The 22,260-nt window shown below is 69.0% G+C and carries 24 protein-coding genes; 13 read left to right on the forward strand and 11 right to left on the reverse strand.

The features are described 5' to 3' along the window. The first annotated feature begins 85 nt into the window (after nt 1-85). The 4 genes from DL991_RS24840 to DL991_RS43780 all read left to right on the forward strand — a co-directional run bounded on the left by DL991_RS24840 (nt 86) and on the right by DL991_RS43780 (nt 4,656). Entirely contained in the window at nt 86-2,926 is a 2,841-nt protein-coding gene (locus tag DL991_RS24840; protein WP_158634448.1) for a tetratricopeptide repeat protein, read from the forward strand. Between the two features lie 347 nt (nt 2,927-3,273). Further along, nucleotides 3,274-3,618 (forward strand): hypothetical protein, encoded by a 345-nt coding sequence (locus DL991_RS24845; RefSeq protein ID WP_125786730.1) that lies wholly within the window; start codon nt 3,274-3,276, stop codon nt 3,616-3,618. Between the two features lie 59 nt (nt 3,619-3,677). Continuing rightward, a complete protein-coding gene (locus tag DL991_RS24850) occupies nt 3,678-4,439 on the forward strand; it encodes a nucleotidyltransferase domain-containing protein (protein ID WP_125786731.1) in 762 nt (253 codons plus the stop codon). 91 nt (nt 4,440-4,530) lie between these two features. Then, complete coding sequence (locus DL991_RS43780) at nt 4,531-4,656, forward strand: hypothetical protein (RefSeq protein ID WP_007031507.1); 126 nt, start codon at nt 4,531-4,533, stop codon at nt 4,654-4,656. A 416-nt stretch (nt 4,657-5,072) separates the two neighbouring features. On the opposite strand, the gene DL991_RS24855 is transcribed toward DL991_RS43780, so the two are convergent. Next, complete coding sequence (locus DL991_RS24855) at nt 5,073-5,252, reverse strand: hypothetical protein (RefSeq protein ID WP_125786732.1); 180 nt, start codon at nt 5,250-5,252, stop codon at nt 5,073-5,075. 77 nt (nt 5,253-5,329) lie between these two features. After that, complete coding sequence (locus tag DL991_RS24860; RefSeq protein ID WP_125786733.1) at nt 5,330-5,935, reverse strand: HSP18 transcriptional regulator; 606 nt, start codon at nt 5,933-5,935, stop codon at nt 5,330-5,332. Between the two features lie 130 nt (nt 5,936-6,065). Between DL991_RS24860 and DL991_RS24865 the strand changes: the two genes are divergently transcribed. From DL991_RS24865 to DL991_RS24875, 3 genes are all read left to right on the forward strand, one after another. Next, complete coding sequence (locus tag DL991_RS24865) at nt 6,066-6,506, forward strand: Hsp20/alpha crystallin family protein (protein WP_125786734.1); 441 nt, start codon at nt 6,066-6,068, stop codon at nt 6,504-6,506. A gap of 79 nt (nt 6,507-6,585) precedes the next feature. Beyond that, entirely contained in the window at nt 6,586-6,966 is a 381-nt protein-coding gene (locus DL991_RS24870) for a DUF6292 family protein (RefSeq protein WP_125786956.1), read from the forward strand. 205 nt (nt 6,967-7,171) lie between these two features. Further along, a complete protein-coding gene (locus DL991_RS24875; protein ID WP_233598962.1) occupies nt 7,172-7,663 on the forward strand; it encodes a hypothetical protein in 492 nt (163 codons plus the stop codon). Here the strand turns inward: DL991_RS24875 and DL991_RS24880 are convergent. Continuing rightward, the gene (locus DL991_RS24880) at nt 7,570-8,427 is read right to left on the reverse strand and encodes a SigB/SigF/SigG family RNA polymerase sigma factor (protein WP_125786735.1); all 858 of its coding nucleotides are present in this window, start codon (nt 8,425-8,427) and stop codon (nt 7,570-7,572) included. The two genes, DL991_RS24875 and DL991_RS24880, sit on opposite strands and share 94 nt — an antisense overlap. Nucleotides 8,428-8,599: 172 nt before the next feature. On the opposite strand from DL991_RS24880, the gene DL991_RS24885 reads away from it, so the two are divergent. Together DL991_RS24885 and DL991_RS24890 are read left to right on the forward strand one after the other, a co-directional pair. Then, nucleotides 8,600-8,932 carry a plasmid stabilization protein gene (locus DL991_RS24885; RefSeq protein WP_125786736.1) on the forward strand — a complete coding sequence of 111 codons (333 nt, stop codon included), beginning with the start codon at nt 8,600-8,602 and terminating at the stop codon, nt 8,930-8,932. Nucleotides 8,933-9,016: 84 nt separating this feature from the next. Further along, nucleotides 9,017-9,388 carry a hypothetical protein gene (locus DL991_RS24890; RefSeq protein WP_233598963.1) on the forward strand — a complete coding sequence of 124 codons (372 nt, stop codon included), beginning with the start codon at nt 9,017-9,019 and terminating at the stop codon, nt 9,386-9,388. A gap of 231 nt (nt 9,389-9,619) precedes the next feature. Here the strand turns inward: DL991_RS24890 and DL991_RS24895 are convergent, their stop codons facing one another. Together DL991_RS24895 and DL991_RS24900 are read right to left on the reverse strand one after the other, a co-directional pair. Beyond that, nucleotides 9,620-9,970 carry an STAS domain-containing protein gene (locus DL991_RS24895; protein WP_125786737.1) on the reverse strand — a complete coding sequence of 117 codons (351 nt, stop codon included), beginning with the start codon at nt 9,968-9,970 and terminating at the stop codon, nt 9,620-9,622. Nucleotides 9,971-10,019: 49 nt separating this feature from the next. Next, the gene (locus tag DL991_RS24900; RefSeq protein ID WP_125786738.1) at nt 10,020-10,571 is read right to left on the reverse strand and encodes a hemerythrin domain-containing protein; all 552 of its coding nucleotides are present in this window, start codon (nt 10,569-10,571) and stop codon (nt 10,020-10,022) included. Nucleotides 10,572-10,662: 91 nt separating this feature from the next. On the opposite strand from DL991_RS24900, the gene DL991_RS24905 reads away from it, so the two are divergent. Then, nucleotides 10,663-11,040, forward strand: coding sequence for a VOC family protein (locus DL991_RS24905; protein ID WP_125786739.1), 378 nt, complete (start codon nt 10,663-10,665; stop codon nt 11,038-11,040). Between the two features lie 83 nt (nt 11,041-11,123). Beyond that, complete coding sequence (locus DL991_RS24910; protein ID WP_125786740.1) at nt 11,124-11,906, forward strand: GAF and ANTAR domain-containing protein; 783 nt, start codon at nt 11,124-11,126, stop codon at nt 11,904-11,906. 72 nt (nt 11,907-11,978) lie between these two features. Here DL991_RS24910 and katG read toward each other — a convergent pair whose 3' ends face one another. Both katG and DL991_RS24920 read right to left on the reverse strand, forming a co-directional pair. Continuing rightward, a complete protein-coding gene (gene katG, locus DL991_RS24915; RefSeq protein ID WP_125786741.1) occupies nt 11,979-14,213 on the reverse strand; it encodes a catalase/peroxidase HPI in 2,235 nt (744 codons plus the stop codon). A 25-nt stretch (nt 14,214-14,238) separates the two neighbouring features. Beyond that, the gene (locus tag DL991_RS24920) at nt 14,239-14,664 is read right to left on the reverse strand and encodes a Fur family transcriptional regulator (RefSeq protein ID WP_125786742.1); all 426 of its coding nucleotides are present in this window, start codon (nt 14,662-14,664) and stop codon (nt 14,239-14,241) included. Nucleotides 14,665-14,790: 126 nt separating this feature from the next. On the opposite strand from DL991_RS24920, the gene DL991_RS24925 reads away from it, so the two are divergent. Further along, entirely contained in the window at nt 14,791-15,846 is a 1,056-nt protein-coding gene (locus DL991_RS24925; protein ID WP_233598964.1) for a hypothetical protein, read from the forward strand. Here the strand turns inward: DL991_RS24925 and DL991_RS24930 are convergent. From DL991_RS24930 to DL991_RS24945, 4 genes are read right to left on the reverse strand one after another with little or no spacing between them, the layout of a single operon-like run. After that, entirely contained in the window at nt 15,729-17,111 is a 1,383-nt protein-coding gene (locus tag DL991_RS24930) for an MATE family efflux transporter (RefSeq protein ID WP_125786743.1), read from the reverse strand. The two genes, DL991_RS24925 and DL991_RS24930, sit on opposite strands and share 118 nt — an antisense overlap. Further along, nucleotides 17,108-18,160, reverse strand: coding sequence for a PLP-dependent cysteine synthase family protein (locus tag DL991_RS24935; protein WP_125786744.1), 1,053 nt, complete (start codon nt 18,158-18,160; stop codon nt 17,108-17,110). The genes DL991_RS24930 and DL991_RS24935 overlap by 4 nt, the downstream gene beginning before the upstream one ends. Further along, entirely contained in the window at nt 18,157-19,512 is a 1,356-nt protein-coding gene (locus DL991_RS24940) for an alanine racemase (RefSeq protein ID WP_125786745.1), read from the reverse strand. The genes DL991_RS24935 and DL991_RS24940 overlap by 4 nt, the downstream gene beginning before the upstream one ends. Next, nucleotides 19,503-20,486, reverse strand: a complete 984-nt coding sequence (locus DL991_RS24945) for an ornithine cyclodeaminase (protein WP_125786746.1) — start codon at nt 20,484-20,486, stop codon at nt 19,503-19,505. The genes DL991_RS24940 and DL991_RS24945 overlap by 10 nt, the downstream gene beginning before the upstream one ends. 291 nt (nt 20,487-20,777) lie before the next feature. On the opposite strand from DL991_RS24945, the gene DL991_RS24950 reads away from it, so the two are divergent. Beyond that, complete coding sequence (locus DL991_RS24950) at nt 20,778-22,052, forward strand: amidase family protein (RefSeq protein WP_125786747.1); 1,275 nt, start codon at nt 20,778-20,780, stop codon at nt 22,050-22,052. Nucleotides 22,053-22,260: the final 208 nt, after the last annotated feature.

Below are 22,260 nucleotides of genomic sequence, written 5' to 3' on the forward strand. Positions count from 1 at the left end.
CATCCAGACGCTCGTCAGGCAGGCATGGCCGGAGGACCGAAGACCACGAAATCCCGCTGCCACACTGCATACCTACGCCAATCGGGTGCGCTCGATCCTTCAGGACAGCGACACGGACGCGAGACTCGACAATACCGGCGGCGGTTACCAGCTCCTTGTCGACCGTAAGTCGATCGACTACTTCCGGCTCACCGAATCGATCACTTCCGCGCACCAGGCGTTCCGCGAACACGATCACGAACGAATACGCTCGCTGCTCGAAGGCGCCCTTCCGCTCTGGCGCGACATTCCGCTCGCCGAAGTGCACACGGAATGGGCGGAGAACTGGCGGAATTCCGTCATCTTCGACGAATGGATACCCGCCAACGGCCTGCTGATCGACGCGTACATCGGCCTCGAAAAGTTCGATCCGGCGCTTCGCAGGCTCAACGATCTCCAACGCGAGCACGGTTTCATCACCGGTCTCGCCCGCCGCCGGTTGACCCTCCTGCACAAACTCCGGCGGCACAATGACGCCACCGAATACTATTTCGCCGCGCGGCGGCAGCTACTGGCCGACGGCGACGACCGAGGCGCCGAGGATCTCCGTCGTTTCCAGGATTCCCTCGCCGAAGCCGATCCGCTGCCGTCGGCCACCGGGCTCACGGCGCCCCGCCGGGAACCGAACGTCCCTCTGCTGCTGCGCCGATTGCCCCGCGACATCACCGACTTCACAGGCCGCGAAGCGATCCTGGCGTCGCTCGACCGGCTCACCGGAGCGCACGAAGGATCACCCCATCCCGCGGTGATCGCGCTCGTCGGCGCGGCCGGGGTCGGCAAGACGGCCACCGCACTGAGATGGACCCATCGCACGAGCGCCCGGCATGCCTGGGGAACCTTCTTCATCGACCTCCACGGCGACGGCACCGCGCCGCGGGTCGAGACCACCCAGGTCATCGACGACCTCCTCGACGCCTTGGGTTACGAGATCACCTCCATCACCGGCACCGCCGGACGTGAGACGAAACTCCGCTCACTGCTCGCCGAACGCCGGATGCTGATCGTCCTCGACAACGCGGCCGACAGCGCGCACGTCCGCCCGCTGCTCACCGCGCTGGCCGACTGCGTCGTCGTCATCACCTCACGCCGCCGCCTCACCGCGCTGTCGGTCCGCCACGACGTCCCGAACCTCACCCTTGGCACCTTGCCGCCGGACGATTCGGCGGAATTCCTGGCCCGGCGCATCGGCGCCCGGACGACGCGGGAACCGGAGGCCGTGGCACAACTGGCGCGGATCGGCGCAGGACTCCCGCTCGCCCTCACCCTCATCGCCGAACGCGCCGCCAACCGGGCAGGCACCACCTTGACGACCCTCGTCGGCCAGTTGCGGGATTCCGACCTCCTGCTGCACATCGGCGATGACGGCGACAGCGCGGACGCCAGCCTCAGTTCGGCGTTCTCCTGGGTCTATCGCGCACTGCCTCCGGCCTACGCCCGCGTCTTCCGGCTGCTGGGCATCCACCCCGGCGCGGAGATCAGCGTCGAAGCACTGGGTGCGATGGCCGCCGCCGGCCACCTGGAAACCCAGCGAGCCCTGGATTCGCTCGTTTCGGCGCATCTCGTCTCCCAGCCCGCCGACATCGACCGCTACCGCGTCCACGACCTCCTGCACCGGTTCGCGGCGGTCCTCGTCCGGGACGATCACGAATTCGTGCCGGCCAGGAACCGTATGTTCTCCTATTACCTGCACAGTGCGGACGCGGCGCAGCGGACCGCTTCCCCGCATCGTCAGGCGCCGCCGATGCCGCCACTCGAACCGGGCTGCGTTCCCCACCGCTTCGACGACGTGTCCGAGGCGCTGCGCTGGACTCTCCTCGAGCGTTCGAATCTCGTGTCCATGGTCCGCCGCGCCGCGGAGGACGGCCTGCACGGCTACGCCTGGCGGCTACCGCATTGCCTGATCGACACGCTGAAGCGCTATGGGCTGTACGAAGACTGCGTCAGCACGATGACCACCGCGGTCTCGTCCGCCGCCGCGGACGGGAACATCCACGCGGAAGCGTCCTCCAGCAATGACCTTGGCGAGATCCACCTGATCACCGGCGCGTACGACCTCGCGGATCGCTACCTCGGCCGGGCGCTGGAACTGTCCCGGCGCCACGGGATCGCGGTGGGGGAATTGTCGGTGACGCTGAACCTCGCGCGCCGCCACCAGTACGCCGGGCGGCTCCCCGAGGCCGTCACCCTCTACCGGGAAGGCCTGCGGCTCGCGGAATCCCTCGGCGACCGGGAGCGGCACGCCAAGGCCGCCCACCGGCTGGGCGACGCGCTCGTCGAACTCGACCTCCATCATCACGCGCTGCCCCACTATCAGCTCGCCCTCGACCTGCGCCGAAAGGCCAACGACGTGGCCGGCACGGTGGCCACCCACACGGCGCTCGTCGACGCCTACACCAAACTCGGGAACCTGGACGCCGCGGACGCGCACCAACGTCCCGCGCACGAACTCCTCGACCAGGTCGGGCTGACGGTCGCGACACGGCTGTACACCGTGATGGCGGAACTGGCCCACGCGCGCCGCCAGGACCGCGAGGCGCTCCGTCACGCGCAGCACGCCCTCGAACTGGCCGAAAGAGCGAACCATGTCAACGGGAGGGCGCGAGCGTACGTCGCGCTTGGTTCGATACTGGCCGATCACGGGAATCGCGAAGACGCGCGGTGGGTGTGGCGAAAGGCCGCCGGGCTCTACCGGGATACGGGCAGGGACCGGAAAGCCGAGAAAATCGACGGGCTCCTCGCCGAGATCGACGAGCCCGATCCGGTCGTGCCGCCGGCGAGGTCGGGGCAAGAGGACACCGTGGCTCTCCCACCTCCTCGTCGCCCGATAGGTCCACGCACTCCTCGAAAGAGTGATCAATTGCGTCACGGCACGCCACCGACTACTTGATTTCTCCCGAATGCGCATGTCGGACGAGTATCACCCGAATGGCCGAACAACTCTGAGTAGAGCGTGAAACTTGCACACGCGGAACCGGCCTCTTTAAGATCCACTGGCCGGATGGGGCAACCGGAATAAGGCCCCGCCAACCCCGCATTCACAAGGAGCACGTTGCTTACTCCCACGATTCTCGCTGCGCTGACGGCCGTCCCTGCGCTTTTCGCAGTGGCCAAAAGCTGGTGGAACTGCTGACACACCCCGGGTAGCCCGGACTTCGGTCCGGGCACCATCAAGCTCCCGCAAAACCGGTACCGTGAGGTGACCGTGCCCTACCGGACCCGACGGGGAGCGAGCCGATGCCAGAACCGGTCCTCATTTCTCTCGCCGCCGCACTCGCGGCCCGATCCGTGGCCGGTTTGTACAAACTGGTGAAGGAAAAATTCTCCGAAGACCCCGAGGCGACGGCGGCACTCGAAGCCGCCGAAGGCGCTGCGGAGGATTCCGCCGAAGTGCGCGCGCTCGCGACGCGGCTGTCCACGGCCGAAGCCGAAGACCCCGATTTCTCGGAACGGCTTCACCGCGAGTGGGACAAGGCCGGCGGGAACAGGGCCGAGACCGGTGGCGTGGTGAACACGGTCTCGGGCACGGTATCCGGGAAGGTCGTGCAGGCCCGCGACGTCCACGGGAACATCTCGTTCTGATCCGGGGCCACGGAAAACGCGTCGCGTTCACTTTGGCGCATCACTAAGATCATCGCGCGATGAACGACGAGACTTTCCTCGCCCACGTGGCGGACGGCCTGGCCGCGTTGCCCGCCGTGCACGCCGTCACGCTCGGCGGATCACGCGCCCAGGAAACCCACGGCCCCGGCAGCGACTGGGATTTCGCCGTCTACTACCGGGGCGGTTTCGCCCCGGCGGAGCTACGCGCCCTCGGCTGGGAGGGCGAGGTGTCCGAGATCGGCGCCTGGGGCGGCGGCGTGTTCAACGGCGGCGCCTGGCTCACGATCGACGGCAGGCAGGTCGACGTCCACTACCGCGACCTCGACGCCGTCGAGCGGCACCTCGCCGAAGCCAGGGAAGGCCGGTTCCACTGGGAGCCGCTGATGTTCCACCTCGCGGGTGTGCCCAGTTACCTGCCGGTCGCCGAACTCGCCGTCAACCGCGTGCTGCGCGGCGACCTGCCGCGGCCGGACTACCCGGAAGCGTTGCGGGAAACGGCTCCGGCGATGTGGCGGGGCCGCGCGGAACTGACCCTGCGCTACACCCGCGGTGCCTTCGTCCCGCGCGGGCAGGCCACGGAGGTCGCCGGCGCGCTGGCCACCGCCGCCATGGAGACGGCACACGCGGTCCTCGCGGCCCGTGGCGAGTGGGTCACCAACGAGAAGCGGCTGCTATGGCGGGCGGGACTGCGCGAGGTCGACGCGATCATCGCCGGTCTGCGGGCGGACGCGGACGTCCTCACCAAGGCTGTCGACGACGCGGAGACGCTGTTCCGCGCGGCGGATTCCGCCACCGGGTAGCCGCGACCGCCCCTGTGGCGCGCGTCACGGAATGACCGGCGATCTTCAGCGCTACAGAGAGATGAGACCCGTTCCGTACCAAGGGAGTGACATGTCCGCCACCGCCACGCCGGAAGAGACCGCTCTGGCCGTCCCCGCCCTCGACGACTTCGACTTCCCGCTCACCGACGGCGCGGCCTGCCGCATCGACGACCCGGACTGCGAAGCCTGCCAGTAAGCCGCCTGCCGATTCAGCGGCCGAAGGGGTCTTTCCCTTCGTCTCACGCAGTGAAGGCGCCTCCCCCGCCTGTGGCGATACTGTCGGTTCAGGCGGCGAGGGGCGCCCTGCGGCGCGGCCTTGCCGCGACGCAAGCCCCTTTACTTGCGTGAGCGTGTCGCACGCTCCTGCCGGCAGACCGACCACACGCGCACCTGACCGGAAGTCACGTGCGTGAAGCCGGATCACGCGTGTCTCCAGCCGGAAGACACGGCGCGGGTCCGGCCCCAGCGTGTTCCGTCTCCAATCACGCGAGTCCCGTGTCTGAACACGCGAATCGCGCCCTTCGCCGAAGGAGGGCAAGGCAAGCGAGGTCGCCGCTCGCCGAACAGACCAACAGGACGTCCGACGCGGGGAAAGCGTCCTTCGGTCCGGGCTCAGTTCACTCGCCCGTCGACGGCCGCCACGATGAGCGCCGCGCACCGCTTGACCGGCAGACGCCGTTCCCGCGCCATCGTCTCGAGGGCGACACGGGCGGCCTGCCCACGCAATCCTTGCGCGGCAAGCACTTTCAGCGCCAGGCTGATGACGTCGGCGGAAGGTGACGCTTCAGGCATCAGGGACCTCCGGCTCGCTTGGCGGACTGGCGAACGGCCGCGAGTACCCGCTCCGGGCCGAGTTCACACCTCCCGTTTCACCGTGAAGACCGCCGGTCGTCGACGGCGTCCCGCCGGACCTGCTCGGCGTGCACACCGATCTCCCCGAGCCGTTCGGCGAATCCGGTGTGCTCGCGGGGAAGCTGTGTGCGCAGGTCGGCCAGCGGCGCCAGCAGACCGGTGACGTCGTCCTCGCCGAGCACCGCGCTCACCCGGTCCGCGCTTTCCCTCGCCCTGGCATTCAGTCCGTCCAGCGCGCCGGCCTGACCGGCCAGCTGCCGCAGGATCGCCGAGTTGCGCCGGGCCCAGTCCGACACCGCGCGATCACCCGCCCGCCGATCGCGTTCTGCGTCGACCCGTGCCTCCCCGGTGTGCTCGCCGCCGACGGAGGGCCGCAACCGCAGGAATCGGCGCTCCGCCGCCTGACGGCTCGCGACCCCGAGTGCCGGGGCGAGCGCCGTCCAGCTGGTGCCGCCCTCGCGTGCGGCCGCGATCAGCTCCGGCTCCCACGCGGCCAGCTGTTCGCGCACCGTCTTCAGCGCGACCAAGGCCTCCAGGAGCCGCTCCGGTTTCGAGACGCCGGAGCGGGCCTCGGCCACGATGTCGTGCACGGAACGCACTGTTCGAGCGGGGTCTTCGTCCATTCTTTGCCATCCCGTCCGTCATCCGATCTGTCATCCTACCGACGACTTGGCGGTTGTCATCGTTTCGATGACATGCTACAACAGTAGTGCGTGTTGACACCAGAGACAACGAGCCAGGAGGTGGAACCCGATGTTGATGCGCACCGACCCGTTCCGTGAGCTGGACCGGTTCACCCAGCAGATGTTCGGCACCACGACGCCCGGAACGTGGTCCAAGCCGGCCACGATGCCGATGGACGCGTACCGCGACGGTGACGAATTCGTCGTCTGCTTCGACCTTCCCGGTGTCGCGGCCGACGCGATCGAGCTGGACGTCGAGCGCAACGTCCTGACGGTCAAGGCGGAGCGTCGGCCTGCCCCGGGTAAAGACGTCCAGATGCAGGTTTCCGAACGTCCGCTGGGTGTCTTCTCCCGTCAGTTGTTCCTCGGCGACGCCCTCGACACCGACCGCATCGCCGCCGGGTACGAGGCCGGCGTGCTGACCTTGCGCATCCCGATCGCCGAGAAGGCCAAGCCGCGGCGCATCGAAATCAAGGGGGCCGAGTCCGACCGCAAGGAGATCCAGGCCTGAGTGTCCCTTCCGGTGCGGGGCCCGCTCGGGCCCCGCACCGGCTGAGACCCGGGGAGAAAGGAAGTCCTCGTTGCTCACCATGCCTGTCCGGCACCCCCACACCCGCGAAGCCGTGTGGGGCTACCTCGCCGACGTCACGGATGCCCTCGGCGTCGGCCTCGAATCCTGCACCGTCGACCACGACAGCCCGGTCTCGGCCTACGTCGCGCTCGACGGACGCCTCCCCACCCATCCGGACCGCGACGTCGCCCTGCTGTGGGACGAAATCCACGGCTGGGCCGTGGCGATCGAGACCCATTCCGGCGAAGACCTCATCGTGCTCCGTTATCTGGGCGGGAAGACCGCCACCCCGGAGCCCGCCAGGGTCGAGCGCTTCGTCAAGGCCGTACGCGAAGACGACCACCGCTTCGGACAACTCACCCCGCCGGATTTCGGCATGCCGTCCGCTGTGCACGAGTGACCGCGGCGCGCGTCGAGTACCTCTGAAGGGCTTGGGCTGTGTCCGGCGAGTATCGCCGGGCGTGCTGACCTGCGGAAAGGGAGCGGGGGACCTTTGGTGTCGCGGGAGGGGTGTGTGGATATAGGGACGTTGAGTGTCCCTATATCCACACACCCCTCACTCGCTGTCAGGGCCATCGCTGACCGTGTGGATTTTGGTGCGTTGGATGACCCGAAATCCACACCGTCACCGGGAGGGGACCGCGAAACTGGATCCGGACCTCGTCGTGGACTTCGCGTACGTCCCGTGGGGAGAGAAAAGCCGCGTACTCGGCGAGCGGCTCGACCTGCCCGCGCGCAGCACTTCCTTGGCGTACCTCACCGCGCTCGCCCGTCTTGGCGCCGATCGCGTCGCGCTCGCCTCGATCTATCACCGCGACACGACCGCGACTTTCGCGGATTTCCTCGCCGAAGCGGGGGTCACCACCGTTCACTCGGTCTCCGCCGACGCCCCCTCGGACCGCGCCCTCGCCACCTGGGATGGCGGTCACGCTCTGGGATTCCTTGCACGCACTGGGTACCCCGCCGACCCGGCCGGGGCTCGGCAAGCTGTTCGCGGCGGCCTCTACGCCTTGAACCTGCCGCGCAACTCTTGCAGCGTCTTCGTGAGCAGACGGGAGACGTGCATTTGGGAAATCCCGACACGCTCGGCGATCTGAGACTGCGTCAGCCCCTCGAAGAACCGCATCGCGAGGATCGCCCGTTCGCGTTCCGGCAGCTTTTCGAGCAGGGGGACCACGGTGTGCCGGTCTTCGATGTGCTCGAACCGGGAATCCAGCTCCCCCACCACGTCCGACAGGGGAAGCGAGCCCTCGCCGTCGTTGACCGGCCTATCCAGTGACGAGGTCTGGTAGCTGTTCGCGGCGAGCAAGCCTTCTCGGACGGTGTCGACCGCCACGTCGAGGTGACCGGCGAGTTCGGTGGGGGTCGGCGCGCGGCCGAGGGTCTGGGTCAGTTCCGTGGTCGCCCGCGAAAGCCGGGTGCGCAGCTCCTGCATCCCGCGCGGGACGTGCACCGCCCAGCCGGTGTCGCGGAAGAACCGCCGCACCTCGCCCATGACGGTCGGCACCGCGAAGGCGAGGAAATCCCCGCCCATTCCGGGATCGAACCGGTCGACGGCCTTCATCAACCCGATCCGCGCCACCTGGACCAGGTCTTCCCTCGGCTGGCCTCGTCCGCTGAAGCGGGCGGCGATGTGCTCGGCTATCGGCAGCAGTTCGAGGATCAGACGTTCGCGCAGACGGCGCCGATCCGGGTGACCGTCGGGCAAGGAGGCCATCTCGTCGAACAAGGGGCGGCAATGCGAATAGTCGTCTTTCCGTGCCCTGCCGCTTGGGCGGTCACGCGGGGACGGCACCACCTGCTCCCGCTCTTCCCGCAGGACGGAGTGGTCGAGGTCTTCCATGAGCGACGGCGCGTTCATCAAAGTCACATTCGTCCCTGGTGAACTGGCATTGGTCCGCTCCCCTCGTCTTCACCGGATTACCCGGCAGACGGACACGACAAACATCGACCACCCTGGCCTGGACGAGTGATCTCACGATTCGTCCGTGATCCGAGGGGGTATTCGCAGGTCACGAACCCAAGGAGGAGCCGTGCCTGAACAGAGCTGGAGCGACAAACGCGAACGTCAGTACGAGCACATCAAGTCCTCCCAGAAGAAACGCGGCACGAGCACCGACCGCGCCGAGGAGATCGCCGCGCGCACGGTCAACAAGAATCGCGCGCAATCCGGTGAATCCAAGACCTCGAGCAAGAGTTCGACCAGGGACACCTCACCGCAGAAGCGCGGCGGCCAGCGGTCCGGTAACCGGAAGGGCCCCGGCGGGCCGACCAAGGACCAGCTCTACAACGAGGCGAAGAAGCGCAACATCAAGGGCCGCTCGAACATGACGAAGAAGGAACTGCAGGACGCCCTCGGCCGCTGATCGGAGCAGGATGGACCACTCGCGCGCACCGGTGCTGGAAGCCATCGACGCCGACCCGGCCTGTCCGATCACCGGCGGATCGCGGTGCAGATCACCCACGCCGACGACCAAGACACGGTCTCCGCCCTGCTGCACGGCTTACGCGGGCTGGTCGACCACGACTTCGAGCGGCGGCCGCCGGTCGACCTGCCCTCCGGCGCCGAACTGACGCTGGAAATGCGGATGCTGCCTCGCGACGCGTTCTTCGCCGAAGCCGAGCACGTGCCGCTGGACAAGGCCGAGGGGCGCGTGAGCGCGGAGATGATCAGCCCCTGTCCGCCAGGGGGCCCGGCGATCGCTCCCGGCAAGGTGTTCACCGAAGCGATCGTGGGCTACCTCCACACCGGTGTCCGGACGGGCATGTTCGCCTACGACGCCGCGGATCCGGAGCTGGGCACGGTACGGGTCGTCACCTGAGGGCGTGGATTTGCCTCCCGTGCCCGACCTGCCCCGGCGCTGACGATGGAGGAATCGGGACGTTCAGTGTCCCGATTCCTCCATCGTCAGAGAGTTCGCCTCGGTCTCGTTCCCTCCGTTGATCACACCCAGATCAGTCGAGTTCGGTTTTCGACAGGGCCGCTGTGACCAGTCCGCCTCCGCGCCCACCACCCACTTGACCAGCGGTTATGCGACTTCACCCCAAAACACTCACGACCCGGGCGTGACGACCTTCAGGGTCGGCAGCAGCCCGGTGAGCTCAAGGGCGCGGAGCAGGACCTTGGACGGCGCCAAACTCAGGTCGATGCCGGCCTCCGCGCACTGACGGTTCGCCTGCACCAGCACGGAAAGGCCCGACGAGTCACAGAAGCTGACTCTGGTCAGGTCGAGCACCACGGCAGCGGGACGCCGCTCCAGCAACTCCTGGAGCTCGGCCCGGAGCCGGGAACTGGTCGCGATGTCGATATCACCCGCCACCTCGACGGTGATCGCGTCTTCCGAGCGCACCGTCTCGGCCATGACGAGAGGAGCGGCCTGCCCGGCTTCGGTGTCGATCGCCATGCATCGACGGTAAAAGGCCTCGGTCCGGACCGCAACCGTCGTCTCCCGCTCAGGACGATTGGGCGACCTGCCGCGCGATCTCGTCCTTGCCCATCTTCGAAGCGCCCGTCACACCGGCGTTGCGCGCCTGGGTCAGGAGTTCTTCCTTCGTGGCCTCACCGGGGCGGTCGCCGAGGTGTGAAGTGCGGCTCGTCACGAAGGCTTCACCGAGCTCGCGCCGCCGTGCCTCGTTCAGTTCGCGACGCATCTTCGGCAGGACGGTGGATTCCTCCTCCTTCACGTGATGCGTGACGGCCTCGACGAGGTCGGAAAGCACCTTGTCGAACTGCTTCGATCCGGGATCGGTGTCGTTCAGCTTCACCAGCAGCTGCTCGGCCTCGGCGTGCTCCTTCTGGCCGTGCGCGACCTCGTCGGACTCGTCCGCCTCGCCTTTGGCCGCGGGGTACACCTCGGCCTCCTCGGCCCGGCTGTGCGCGGTGAGCAGCGACGAAAGCACCGGGACGAGCAGCGGTCGTTTCTCCGGATGCCGTTCGAGTTCGCCGAACAGCCGCTCCACCTCGCGATGGTCCTGCATGATCAAGTCCACTACGTCGCCCGCCACAGCCGCCTCCTCGGTCCGGGATCACTTCGACGCCACCGGATACCCGGGCGGAGCCGATTCATTCCTCTTGGCGCGGGGATATCCTCAGCGCATGGCTTGCCGTATCACCGAACTCATCCTCGACTGCGCCGATCCGGTCCGGATGGCGGCGTTCTGGTGCGAAGTGCTCGGGTACGTCGAGATCGGCAAGGATGGCGACGACATCGAGATCGGCCCGCCAGGGACCGGCTTCGGCGGTCCGCAGCCCACGTTGATCCTGAGTCGCAGCGACGATCCGAAACCCGGCAAACTCCCCCTGCACATCGACGTGAACCCCACCGACCATGATCAGGACGCGGAACTGGAGCGGCTGCTCGCCGCCGGGGCGGTGCCCGCCGACGTCGGCCAGACGGGGAAGGAATCGTGGAAGGTGCTCGCCGACCCCGAAGGAAACGTGTTCTGCCTCCTTCGCAACCGGGTCGATCCCTGAGCACCGTCCACATCGGACTTTCGATTGGCGGATGACACCACTGGGTACCCGTGAAGGACCCGAACCCGACTGGATGGTCAGTGATGGCGGACGAACGACTGTGGCAGCGCGACAGGGCCGGTTTCGGCTCCGCCGAGGACATCTCGGCAGGTCCGCTGGCCGAGCAGTTCGTCGAGCTCACGCGCCTGTTGCTGACCGCGTCGACTCCCGCGCAGGTCCTCCAGCAGGTCGTCGACGCCGCGTACCGGGTGGTGCCGGGCGCGGATCTGGTGTCGGTCACGCTCCGTGCCCCGGACGGGACCTTCCACACGCCGGTCTCGACCGGTGAGGTGGCGTTGGAACTCGACGAGGTGCAGTATCGCGCCGGGACGGGGCCCTGCGTCGACGCCGCCGACAGCGGAAGCCCCGGTCACGTCCGAAGCGACGACCTGGCGACCGAGAAGCGGTGGCCGGACTTCTCCCGGGCCGCCGCGGGCCACGGGTACACCGCGATCCTGTCCACCGTGCTGGTTCCCCACGCGGCTCCGCCGAAGCTGCCCGGGGCGCTGAACATCTACAGCCGCCGCCCCGACGCCCTCGACGCCGTCTCGGAGGACACCGCGCTGCTGCTGGCCACTCACGGCTCACTCGCCTTGGCCAGCACCAACGCCGTGAGCCGGATCGAGCTGGAAGCACACCACCTTCGCCGGGCCGTCGAATCGCGCGACGTCATCGGGCAGGCGAAAGGGATCCTCATGCAACGACGCGGCCTGACCGCCGACGAGGCCTTCGACCTGCTGCGCCGCACCTCCCAGGACCTCAACGTCAAACTCGCCGAACTCGCCCGCACCCTCGCCACCCGGCACACCGAACTCGACCTCCCCTGAAGCGCGTGAAGGCCCCTTCCCGCGGCTGAGCCGCGGGAAGGGGCCTTCACGCGCAACGGCGGACCGCGACGATCAGGCGAGGTCGAACCGGTCCAGCTCCATGACCTTGGTCCAGGCGGCGGCGAAGTCGGCGGCGAACCGCTCGCGCGCGGCCTGGCCCGCGTAGACCTCGGACAGCGCCCGCAACTGGGAGTTGGAGCCGAAGACGAGGTCGACGGCGGTGGCCGTCCACTTCACCGCGTCCGTGGCGACGTCACGGATCTCGTAGACGTTCTCCTCGGCCTCCGACACCTTCCACCGGGTGCCCGGCGAGAGCAGGTTGGTGAAGAAGTCGTTGGTGAGCACGCCGGGCCGGTCGGTGAGGACACCGTGCCGGGTGCCGCCGGTGTTGATCCCGAGTGAACGCAGGCCGCCGACGAGGACGGTCATCTCGGGCGCGGTCAGGTCGAGCATGTAGGCGCGCTCGACGAGCAGGACCTCCGGCTGCAGCTTCTCCTCGGGACGCAGGTAGTTGCGGAACCCGTCGGCGCGCGGTTCGAGCAGCGCGAACGACTCGACGTCGGTGTCCTCCTGCGTGGCGTCGGTACGGCCGGGGTGGAACGCCACGCTCACCTCGGTGCCGGCGTCGCGCGCGGCCTTCTCGACGGCGGCGGTGCCCGCCAGCACGATCAGGTCGGCCAGCGAGATCTTGGCGCCGCCGGCGTCGTTGAACTCGCGCCGGATGCCTTCCAGGGTCTCCAGGACGGTCCTGAGCTGCTCCGGCTGGTTGACCTCCCAGCCACGCTGCGGTTCCAGGCGGATCCGGGCACCGTTGGCGCCACCGCGTTTGTCGGTGGACCGGAAGCTCGCGGCGGACGCCCAGGCGGTGCCGACCAGCTGACCGACCGTGAGCCCGGACTCGAGCACCTTCCGCTTGAGCGTGGCGATGTCGGCGTCCCCCACGACTTCGTGGTCGACCTCCGGCACCGGGTCCTGCCACAGCTGCGGTTCGGGCACCCACGGTCCCAGGAAGCGGCTGACCGGGCCCATGTCACGGTGCAGCAGCTTGTACCAGGCCTTGGCGAAGGCGAGGGCGAACTCGTCCGGGTTCTCCAGGAAGCGGCGCGAGATCTTCTCGTACGTCGGGTCGACGCGCAGCGCCAGATCCGTGGTGAGCATGGTCGGCTTGTGCTTCTTGGCCGGGTCGTGGGCGTCCGGGATGATCGCCTCGGCGTCCTTGGCGACGTACTGCTTCGCGCCGCCGGGGCTCGTGGTGAGCTCCCATTCATAGCCGAAGAGGATCTCGAAGAACCGGTTGCTCCACTGCGTCGGCTGGTCTGTCCAGGTGACCTCGAGACCGCTGGTGATCGCGTCGGCGCCCTTGCCGCTGCCGTGGTCGCTCAGCCAGCCGAGACCCTGCGTCTCGATCGGGGCGGCTTCGGGCTCCGGGCCCACGTGGTCGTCGGCGATGCCCGCGCCGTGGGTCTTGCCGAAGGTGTGGCCACCGGCGATGAGCGCGACGGTCTCCTCGTCGTTCATCGCCATCCGGGCGAAGGTCTCCCGGATGAAATGGGCCGCCGCGGCCGGGTCCGCGCTGCCGCGGGGTCCCTCGGGGTTGACGTAGATGAGGCCCATCTCGGTCGCGCCGACGTCGGGCACCATCTCGGTGTCGGTGGCGTAGCGCTCGTCACCCAGCCAGGTGTCTTCCGGACCCCAGAAGATCTCCTCGGGCTCCCAGGTGTCCTCGCGGCCGAAGCCGAAACCGAACGTCTTGAAGCCCATCGACTCCAGCGCGACGTTGCCCGCGAGCACGAGCAGGTCGGACCACGAGATCCGCTGGCCGTACTTCTCCTTGACCGGCCACAGCAGCCGCCGCGCCTTGTCGAGGTTGGCGTTGTCGGGCCAGCTGTTGAGCGGGGCGAAGCGCTGCGCGCCGTCACCGGCCCCGCCGCGGCCGTCGTGGATGCGGTAGGTGCCCGCGGCGTGCCAGCTCATCCGGATCATCAGGCCGCCGTAGTGGCCGAAGTCTGCGGGCCACCAGTCCTGCGAGGTGGTGAGCACCTCGACGATGTCCCGTTTGAGGGCATCGACATCGAGTGCGGCGAACTCGTCGGCGTAGCTGAAATTCGCGCCGAGCGGGTTGGATTTGGACGAGTGGGCGTGCAGCACCGAAAGGTCGAGCTGGTTGGGCCACCAGTCCTTGTTGGTGCGCGGGCGGCCGCCGGACTTCGGCGTCGGCGAGTCGATCGCCGGGTTCTCGCTCTCGCTACCGTGCGCGGTCACGGAGTCGTGGGCCACCGGGCAGCCCTTCTCCGGGGTGTCACTCATTTCTTTCCTTCCGTGGCAGGCGAATTCATCGCTGGACGGGTTCGGCCGCGCAGTCGGGGCAGACGCCCCAGTAGACGACCTCCGCCTCGTCGATCACGAAACCGTGGTCGGCGGAGGCGGTGAGGCAAGGGGTATGGCCGACGGCGCAGTCGACATCCGCGATCGCGCCACAGGACCGGCACACGACATGGTGATGGTTGTCCCCCACCCGGGTCTCGTAGCGGGCGAGTGTGCCCGCCGGCTGGATGCGGCGGATCAGGCCGGTTTCGGTCAGTGCTCGCAGCACGTCGTAGACCGCCTGGTGCGAGACCGTCGGCAGGCCGGCCCGCACCAGCGCGATCACCGTTTCGGTGTCCACGTGCGGGTGATCGCGCAGCGCGGCGAGCACGGCCAGCCGGGGCCGAGTCACGCGCAGCGAAACCGCTCGCAGCTGTGCCTCGAAGTCGGACATCACCAAGGACGATAAGAGCGTCTCTGGAACGGGTCAAATCAAGACCCCTGGGGAGTGACGTCCGGTTTCGACCGGATCGACCCCGGGTAGCCGGTGGGCGAGCCATGACTTGCGTGAGGTGAGTTCATGACAACGACCGGAAAAGGCAAGCCGCCGGACCGCATCGAGATCGCCGACGTCGAGTGCCTCGAAAACGCGGTCGACGTCTTGCGTGCGTTGGATTACCGGCAGGGTGGTGCCTTTTCCCACGACGCGGTGCACGTCGTGAAAAGGGTCAGCCTCCTGCTTCATTGGGGCGCGGTCCCCGGCGCGCTCCGGTCACGGCTGCTCACCGTGCTCGCCGATCTGCACAATCTGCTCGGCTGGACGGAATTCGACATCGGCCGCCGGATTCCGGCACGGCTCCGGTTCGACCGCGCGCTCGCTCTCGCCGGCGAGGCCGGGAACGACGGTCTCGTGGCCAACATCTGCTACCGCCTCGGCAGGCTGGAACTGCACCATGACGACGTCGAAGCCGGGCTGGGCCACTTCCGCCGGGGGCAGGCCGCCGCCCACCGGTCCGGTTCCGGGCGGGCGCGGGCGATCCTGACCGTCAACGAGGCGTGGGCCTTGGCGAAGGCCGGGGACGAGCGTGCCGCCCTCGACGGCCTCGCGCGGGCGGAGTCCCGGTTCGAGCGGGCGGACACGTGGCCTGCCGCGCGGCCATGGGAAGCCTTCTTCGGCACCACGGACATGGAAGCGATGCGAGGCACCGTCCTCACCGAACTGGCTCAGACGGTCACCGCACGGCACAGCGAGGAGGCGATCGCGCGGCTTCGCGACGCGACCGGCCACTACGGCGCGGAAATGTCCCGCAGCCTGGCGCTCACCCTGATCATGCTCGCCCAGAACCACGCACTCCAAGGTGATTTCGACGAGGCCGTCCGCATCGGCACCGAGGCGGTGGACCTCGCGCGTGGCCTCGGTTCCGCCCGCACCAAGGACCGGCTCGCGCCGCTGGCGGCACTGCTGCGAACACACGCGGCCGACCCCGCCTCCCGCGCTCTGCTCGCCAGGATCGACGCCTACCGCGCCGAACCGGTCCCGGCTCCGGCGAACCGCCGCGCGAGCAGTGCCGCGGTCGCCGCGAAACCCACGCACAATCCGGCCCAGACACCCCAGCCGCCCCAAGCGAACACGTAGGCGCACAGGACCATGGCCGGTACACCGACCGCCCAGTACCCGACGAGGGTGCAGCGGAGCCCGGAAACGGTGTCGCCGAGCCCGCGCAGCAGGCCGACGAGGATGTTCTGCGTTCCCTTGCTGTACTGCTGCGCGATGGCGAACACCAGCAGGGTCGACGCGGTGCCGAGCACCACCGCGTCGGCCTCGTCGTGCAGGAAAGGCCACAACAACACCTGCGGTATCACCAGGTACGCCAGGCTCACCACCGCCATGAAGGACCATGAAAGGGTGAGTGCCTGCCGGGCGATCACCGGCGCCCGCCGACGTTCGCCGTGGGCGACCGCTCGACTGACCAAAATGGACGATCCCTGCGACAGTCCGATGTTGACCTGGTAGACGATGTAGGCCAGCTGGTTCGCGACGTTCGACGCGGCGAGCATCGCCGGGCCGAAGGCTCCCATCAGGACCGTCGCGATCGAGGTGATCGCGGCCTCCGACCCGTAGGTGAAACAGATCGGGGTCCCGTGCCGGACGATATGCCGGACCACCGCCGGATCCGCGCGCCAGAGCGCGAGCGACACCATGGGGCGCAGCCGCGGGTCCCGCCGGACGGCCGAGGCGAACACGGCGAGGGTGAAGAACTGGACCAGTGTCGTCGCCAAACCGATCCCGGCGATGCCCAGTGCCGGCAGGCCAGCCCAGCCGTAGACGAACGCGGCGTTGAGGGCGGCGTTGACCGCGATCGACACCAGCGTGACGGCGAGCAGGGAACCCGGGCGCCGCAGCCCGACGGCGAACTGGCGCAGCACGTTAAGCCACACCATCGGGAACAGCCCACCGGCCAGCGCGAACATCATTGCCTTGGCGAGTGCGACGATCTCCGGTTTCTGGCCGAGCAAAGGCAAAGCGGCCGCGAGTCCACAAAGGACTGCCGCGCCGATCGCCGCGGTCACGGTCGCGACGAGCAGCGCGGACCGCAGGAGCGCCCGGATCTCGTCCCGCGCGCGTTCGTCGAGTTCGCCGGTGCCGGTGCGGAGTTCGCCCGCACCGGCGGCCGTGGCCACGAGGTTCCCGACGCCGGTGACCATGCCGACGCACATGGTGCGGATCTGGTTGTAGAGCAGGATCGCCAGCCCGCCCGCCGCCACCGCCGTCACCCCGAGCAGGCCCAGCATGGCCAGGTCGACGCTGGTGAGCGCCACCTGTGCCAGCTGGATTCCCGCGATCGGCGCGGCCAGCGCGACGAGTGCCCGGTATCCGCGCGTGGCCACCATCGTGGTCATACGCCCACCGCCACCGGACGAGCCGTCCTGTCGCGGATGGCCACTCGCACGGACGCGGCGTAGGCGGCGAACCAGCGATCCATCCGCCGGTGGGCGAGTTCGTCGAGCACTCCCCTGGCACGCAGCCATTCGTCGTCGTAGACCGAGTCGAGGTACTTCTCGCCCGCGTCGTTGCACAGCACCACCACGGTACTTCCGGCCGGATACGCGTAGAGCCGCCGGAGCGCGACCTGGATCGCGCCGCCGGTGGTCCCGCCGACCAGCACACCGGTGCGCCGCCCGACGACGCGTGCCCCGGCGAAGGCGTCGCCGTCGGACACGCGGTGGGCTTCGTCGATCACCGATCGGTCCACGTTGTCCCCGACCGGGAAACCGGCCGGGCTGCCCGCCCCGGTCTGGTGGTAGATCCCCGGCGCGCCACCGAAGATGATCGAGCCGACTGGTTCGACCGCCACCGCGTGTGTGCCCGATCCAGCCGCGCGCAGGGCACGGGCCGTGCCGCACAGCGAACCGCCGGTGCCGATCGCCGCGACGAGCACGTCGACGGCGCCGAGCTGCTCGAGAAGTTCCCGCGCCAATCCGGTGTAGCCGTTGCCGTTCCCCGGATGGTTGTGCTGATCGGGATGGTAGGCACCGGTTTCCGCGGCGATCCGGGCCGCGACCCGCCTCCGCTGGACCGAACTGACGCCGCCGTCCGCCGGGGCCTCGACGAACACCAGTTCCGCGCCGAGCGCACGCAGCATCCGGAGCTTTTCGCGGGCGGCGTGATGGTCGACCACGGCGGTGAACCGGTAGCCGCGTTCCAGCGCCACCAACGCGAGCCCGTTGCCGGTGTTGCCGGAGGTGGGCTCGATGATGTGCCCGCCCGGCCGCAGCCGTCCTTCGAGTTCCGCCTCGTCGATCATCTGCCTCGCCATGCGCACCTTGCACGAGCCGGTCGGGTTGAGGTGGTCGAGTTTGAGCAGGAGGCGCGTGCCGGTGCCGGTGCGCGCGAGCTCCAGCAGCGGCGTGTTCCCGATCAGATCGGACGCGCGCTGGACGATGGTCATCGGATCTCCTGGGTCGGATAGTCGGTGTCGACGTGCCAGTGATCGCCGTCGACCACCACCTTCGGCGGCAGGGGAAGCTGGTGGAAACCGCTCTCGTTCTTGTCCATCTGGTAGCCGGCCGTGTTGGGGTACACGAGGAGATCGCCGGTCCTCGGCCGGGCGGGCAGCTCCACCGCGCGCCACGTGAGCACGTCGTACTCCATGCAGCTCGAACCCCCGACGACGGTGCGCACCGGTGTGCCGTCCGTGGCTTCCCTGGCTTCCCTGGGCACGAGGAGCGGATCGGGCAGGAACTCGCTGCCCTTCCACTGCTCGGACAGGCTCATCGACAGGCCCGCGACCGTGGTGATCAGGTGACCTTCGGCCGGTTTGCAGCCCAGCACCGGGAACACCGAGAACCCGGCGCCGTCGACGAGCGCTCGGCCCGGTTCGAGCAGCAGCTCGATCCCGGCCGCGCGCAGCAGATCAGCCAGCGGCTTCCCGGCGATCTGGTGCCGCAGGATGGCGGTGACCATGGCCGCACCGGTCGGTGACTGGTGGTACGGATAGGTCCGCGCCGGGTTGCGGCCGGCGTGGAACCAGCCGTCATGCCTGCCGGACTCGAACCGCGCCCAGTCCTCGGCGTCCACATAGGACACGGCGATCCCGCCACCGATACTGATCTTCGACGCGGGATGCCCGAGTGCACGGGCGTCCTGGCAGAGATCGATCAGGTACGCGGCGAGTTCCGCCCGCGGCACCGGGTCGTAGCCGTCCAGGTGGAACGAGAAACCCCGCAGGACGACCGGTTCGGCACACTGCCGCACAGCCGCCTTCAAGGCGTCGGGAGCGAAGCCGAACCGGCTCTCCGGCGCGGACGGCGGCCTCACCCGCAGCAGCACCTGGGCCGTCTCCCCGAGTTCGGCGGCCATGCGCGCGACGCGTTCCAGTTCGTCGGCCGCGTCCACCGCGATGAGACAGCGGTGCCGCAGGGCGAGCCAGAGGAGGCCGTCCGGTTTGGCGGCGCCGGTGACGCCGATCGCCTCCCCGCGCAGGCCGTTGCCGAGGGCGTGCACCAGTTCGGGCACGCTCGCGACGTCGACGCCCGTGCCGGGCCGGACGCACTCCCGCAGCCACGCCGCAGCCTTGTTCGCCTTCTTCCCGTAGTAGACGGTGCCCTCGACGCGCGCGGCCGCGAGCGCCGCGACCATTCCCCCGAGATTCTCGGAAAAAGTGGCCGGACGGATCACGTGGAAGGGGCCGCCGCCGATCCCGCGGGCGATCTCCCACAAGGTCTCCGAGCCACGCAGCCGGTGCGCCCAGGGACGTTCGAGCGCGGGCAAAGGCGGGGACAGGGTGTCGATCAGGTCCACAGGGCCACCTCACGGCCGCGGCCCGCCGCGATGGCGCGGGCGGCCAGCGCGTGCGCGACCGGGATGTCGGTGATGATCATGCCGCTGCTGAAGGCGAACACCCGGTCTTCGTCGCCGCGACGCCCCGGCGCGCGACCGGCGAGGATGTCGGGGAGTTCGGCGTCGATGCGGAACACGCCGTCCGGGCCCGCCATCCGCTGCCCGGTCACCTCGACCTGCGCGCCGTTGGTCGCCACGGTGTAGTCGGCCTCGGCGAGCGTGCCTTCCTGGACTCCCTTGCTGGCGACCGAGATCAGCAGCCCGCCCGGCGGCAGCCAGCCGAGGCGGATCTTCGGATGCGCGGCCCGGCCCGACGCGGCGACCACGATGTCGGACTCGCGCGCCGCGGCCTCCACGTCGTCGACGAGTTCGACCGCGCGGTCCGGGAACCGCTCTTCGAGTGCGGCGACACTGTCGCGCAGACCGTCGGGATGCGTGCCGAACAGCCGCAGCCGTTCGAGGTCCGGCAACGCGGTGAGCAGGTACGGCAGCGTCCGGATCCCCTGCGCGCCGGTGCCGACCATGAGCGCGGATCGCGCCCCCGGCCGGGCGCACGAACGCGCGATCAGCGCGGTGCTGGCAGGCGTGCGAGTGGCGCCGACGCGGTGGCAGTCCATGAGCGCGAACGGCAGGCCGGTGGTGTCGTCGTAAAGGGTGATCGTCGTGTAGTACTTCTCGGCCGAGGTGCTGCCCTGCCGGTAGCTCGTCTTGAACGCGGCCTGCTCGAGGGAGCCGTCGTAGCCGAGCATCGAGTACGCGACGGCGTCCCGCGCGGGATCCGGCATCGGCACCATCAGCTTCGCCGGATTCCGCGAGGCTCCGGACGCGTAGGCCAGATAGCCGTCTTCGACCATGGTGATCGCCTCGTCCGGCGTGAGTTCGAGGTTGTGCAGATCCGTGCGCGTGAGAATGTGCAGCGAGGGACCGGAGCTCATGAACGTTCGGCCTTTCTGGTGGACGGGGTGACAGGCGCGTCCCGGATCTCGGGAGCACGACAGGGGAAAGCCCGGCCGCAGCTTAATGAAAACGATTGTCTTTATCAGTAAGTGTGGCCTTTGTCACGCCTTGGGCGACATGTCGCGAAAGCCAGTTGTCACCGCGAGTTCCGCCTCCAATCACGCGAGTTCCGCCTTCAATCACGCGAGTCTCGTGCGTGGACACGCGAATCACGTCTTGGCTTTCGCCTTCCTCGCTAAGCTGGCCGCCCTCGACCCCAGGAGTTGCCGGTGAGTGGAACTCGAAGTGCCGCCGAATGCCGCGCCCGGGCGGAAGAGGTCCAGGACCTCCACGCGCTCAGCCACCTCGCGCCGGAGCCGATCGGCCCGCCCTCGGGCCTTCCGCTGGTCGTCAAGGACAACATCCACGTCGCGGGCATGCCGAACGCCGCGGGCACCCCGGCACTCGCGCACCACGTTCCGCGTGCGCACGCGACCGTGGTCCGGCGCCTGCTCGACGCGGGCGCCACCGTCATCGGCAAGGCGGCCATGCACGAACTCGCGCTCGGCATCACCTGCGACACGACTCCGCTGGGTCCGGTGCGCAACGCCTGCGACCCGGCCCGCTTCGCCGGCGGCAGCAGCGGCGGGACCGCCGTGGCCGTCGCGGCGGGCATCGTCCCGGCGGGCCTCGGCACCGACACCGGGGGTTCGGTGCGCGTGCCGGCCGCGCTCAACGGGGTCTGTGGTTTCCGGCCGACCACCGGCCGCTACCCGTCCGACGGCATCACGCCGTTGAGCAGCACCCGGGACACGGTGGGGCCGATCGCCCGCACGGTCACCGATCTCGCTTTTCTCGACGCCGTCCTCGCGGCGGAGGAACCGGGCCCCCTGGTCGGACTCCCGCCGATCCGGCTGGGCGTGCCACACGGTTTCCTGACCGGCGACCTGGCGGACGACGTCGAAGAACTGTGGGCGGCCGCGCTGATCCGCCTGCGCGCGGCCGGGGCCACGCTGGTGCCGGTCGACGACACGCCCCTCGCCGAACTCGTCATCGATCAGGGCATGCCGCTGGTGATCCACGAAGCGGGCACCGGGCTACGGGCGTACCTGGCCGAGTACCTGCCCGAGGTCTCGTTCGAGCGACTCGTCGACGAGATCGCCGCGGCCGACGTCCGGGCGATCTTCACCGAGTCGGTCGTGCCGGGCGTCGCACCTGCCGTCTACGAGGCCGCCCTCGCCAACCGCTCGGCCTTACGCCGCGCCTACGCGAAGATCTTCGGCGAGACCGGAATCGACGCACTGGGATTCCCCACGACACCGGCGACGGCACAGGACTTCTCCGCCATCGAGAAGTTCGTCCATCGTGGACGCGCGGTCCCGACCTTCCCCACCTTCATCCGCAACTGCCAGCCCGGCAGCATCGCGGGCGTCCCCGGCCTGACCGTCCCGATGGGACACGGCCACGGCGGCCTGCCCGCCGGGCTGGCGCTCGACGGCGCCGTCGGCGGAGACCGGAAACTGTTGGCGGCCGGGGCTTTCGTCGAACGGGTCCTGACCGCCTAGGTCCTGGTGTATTGAGAGGTAAGTCGAATGTGGCGTGCTCGAGTCGGCGGTGGGAGCGGGTCGTTCTCTTGAGGGGTGGGGCAAAGGTGGCAGGTTGCGAAAGCCACTTTCGCAACCTTCAACGTTGCGAAAGTGGCTTTCGCAACGTCGGGAGCGGGGGTGCGGCAGCGAAGAAGAGGCCTTCGCAACTCCGGTGCCTTCGCTGACA

This window comes from Amycolatopsis sp. WAC 01375 (assembly GCF_003947325.1).
Classification (GTDB): Bacteria; Actinomycetota; Actinomycetes; order Mycobacteriales; family Pseudonocardiaceae; genus Amycolatopsis.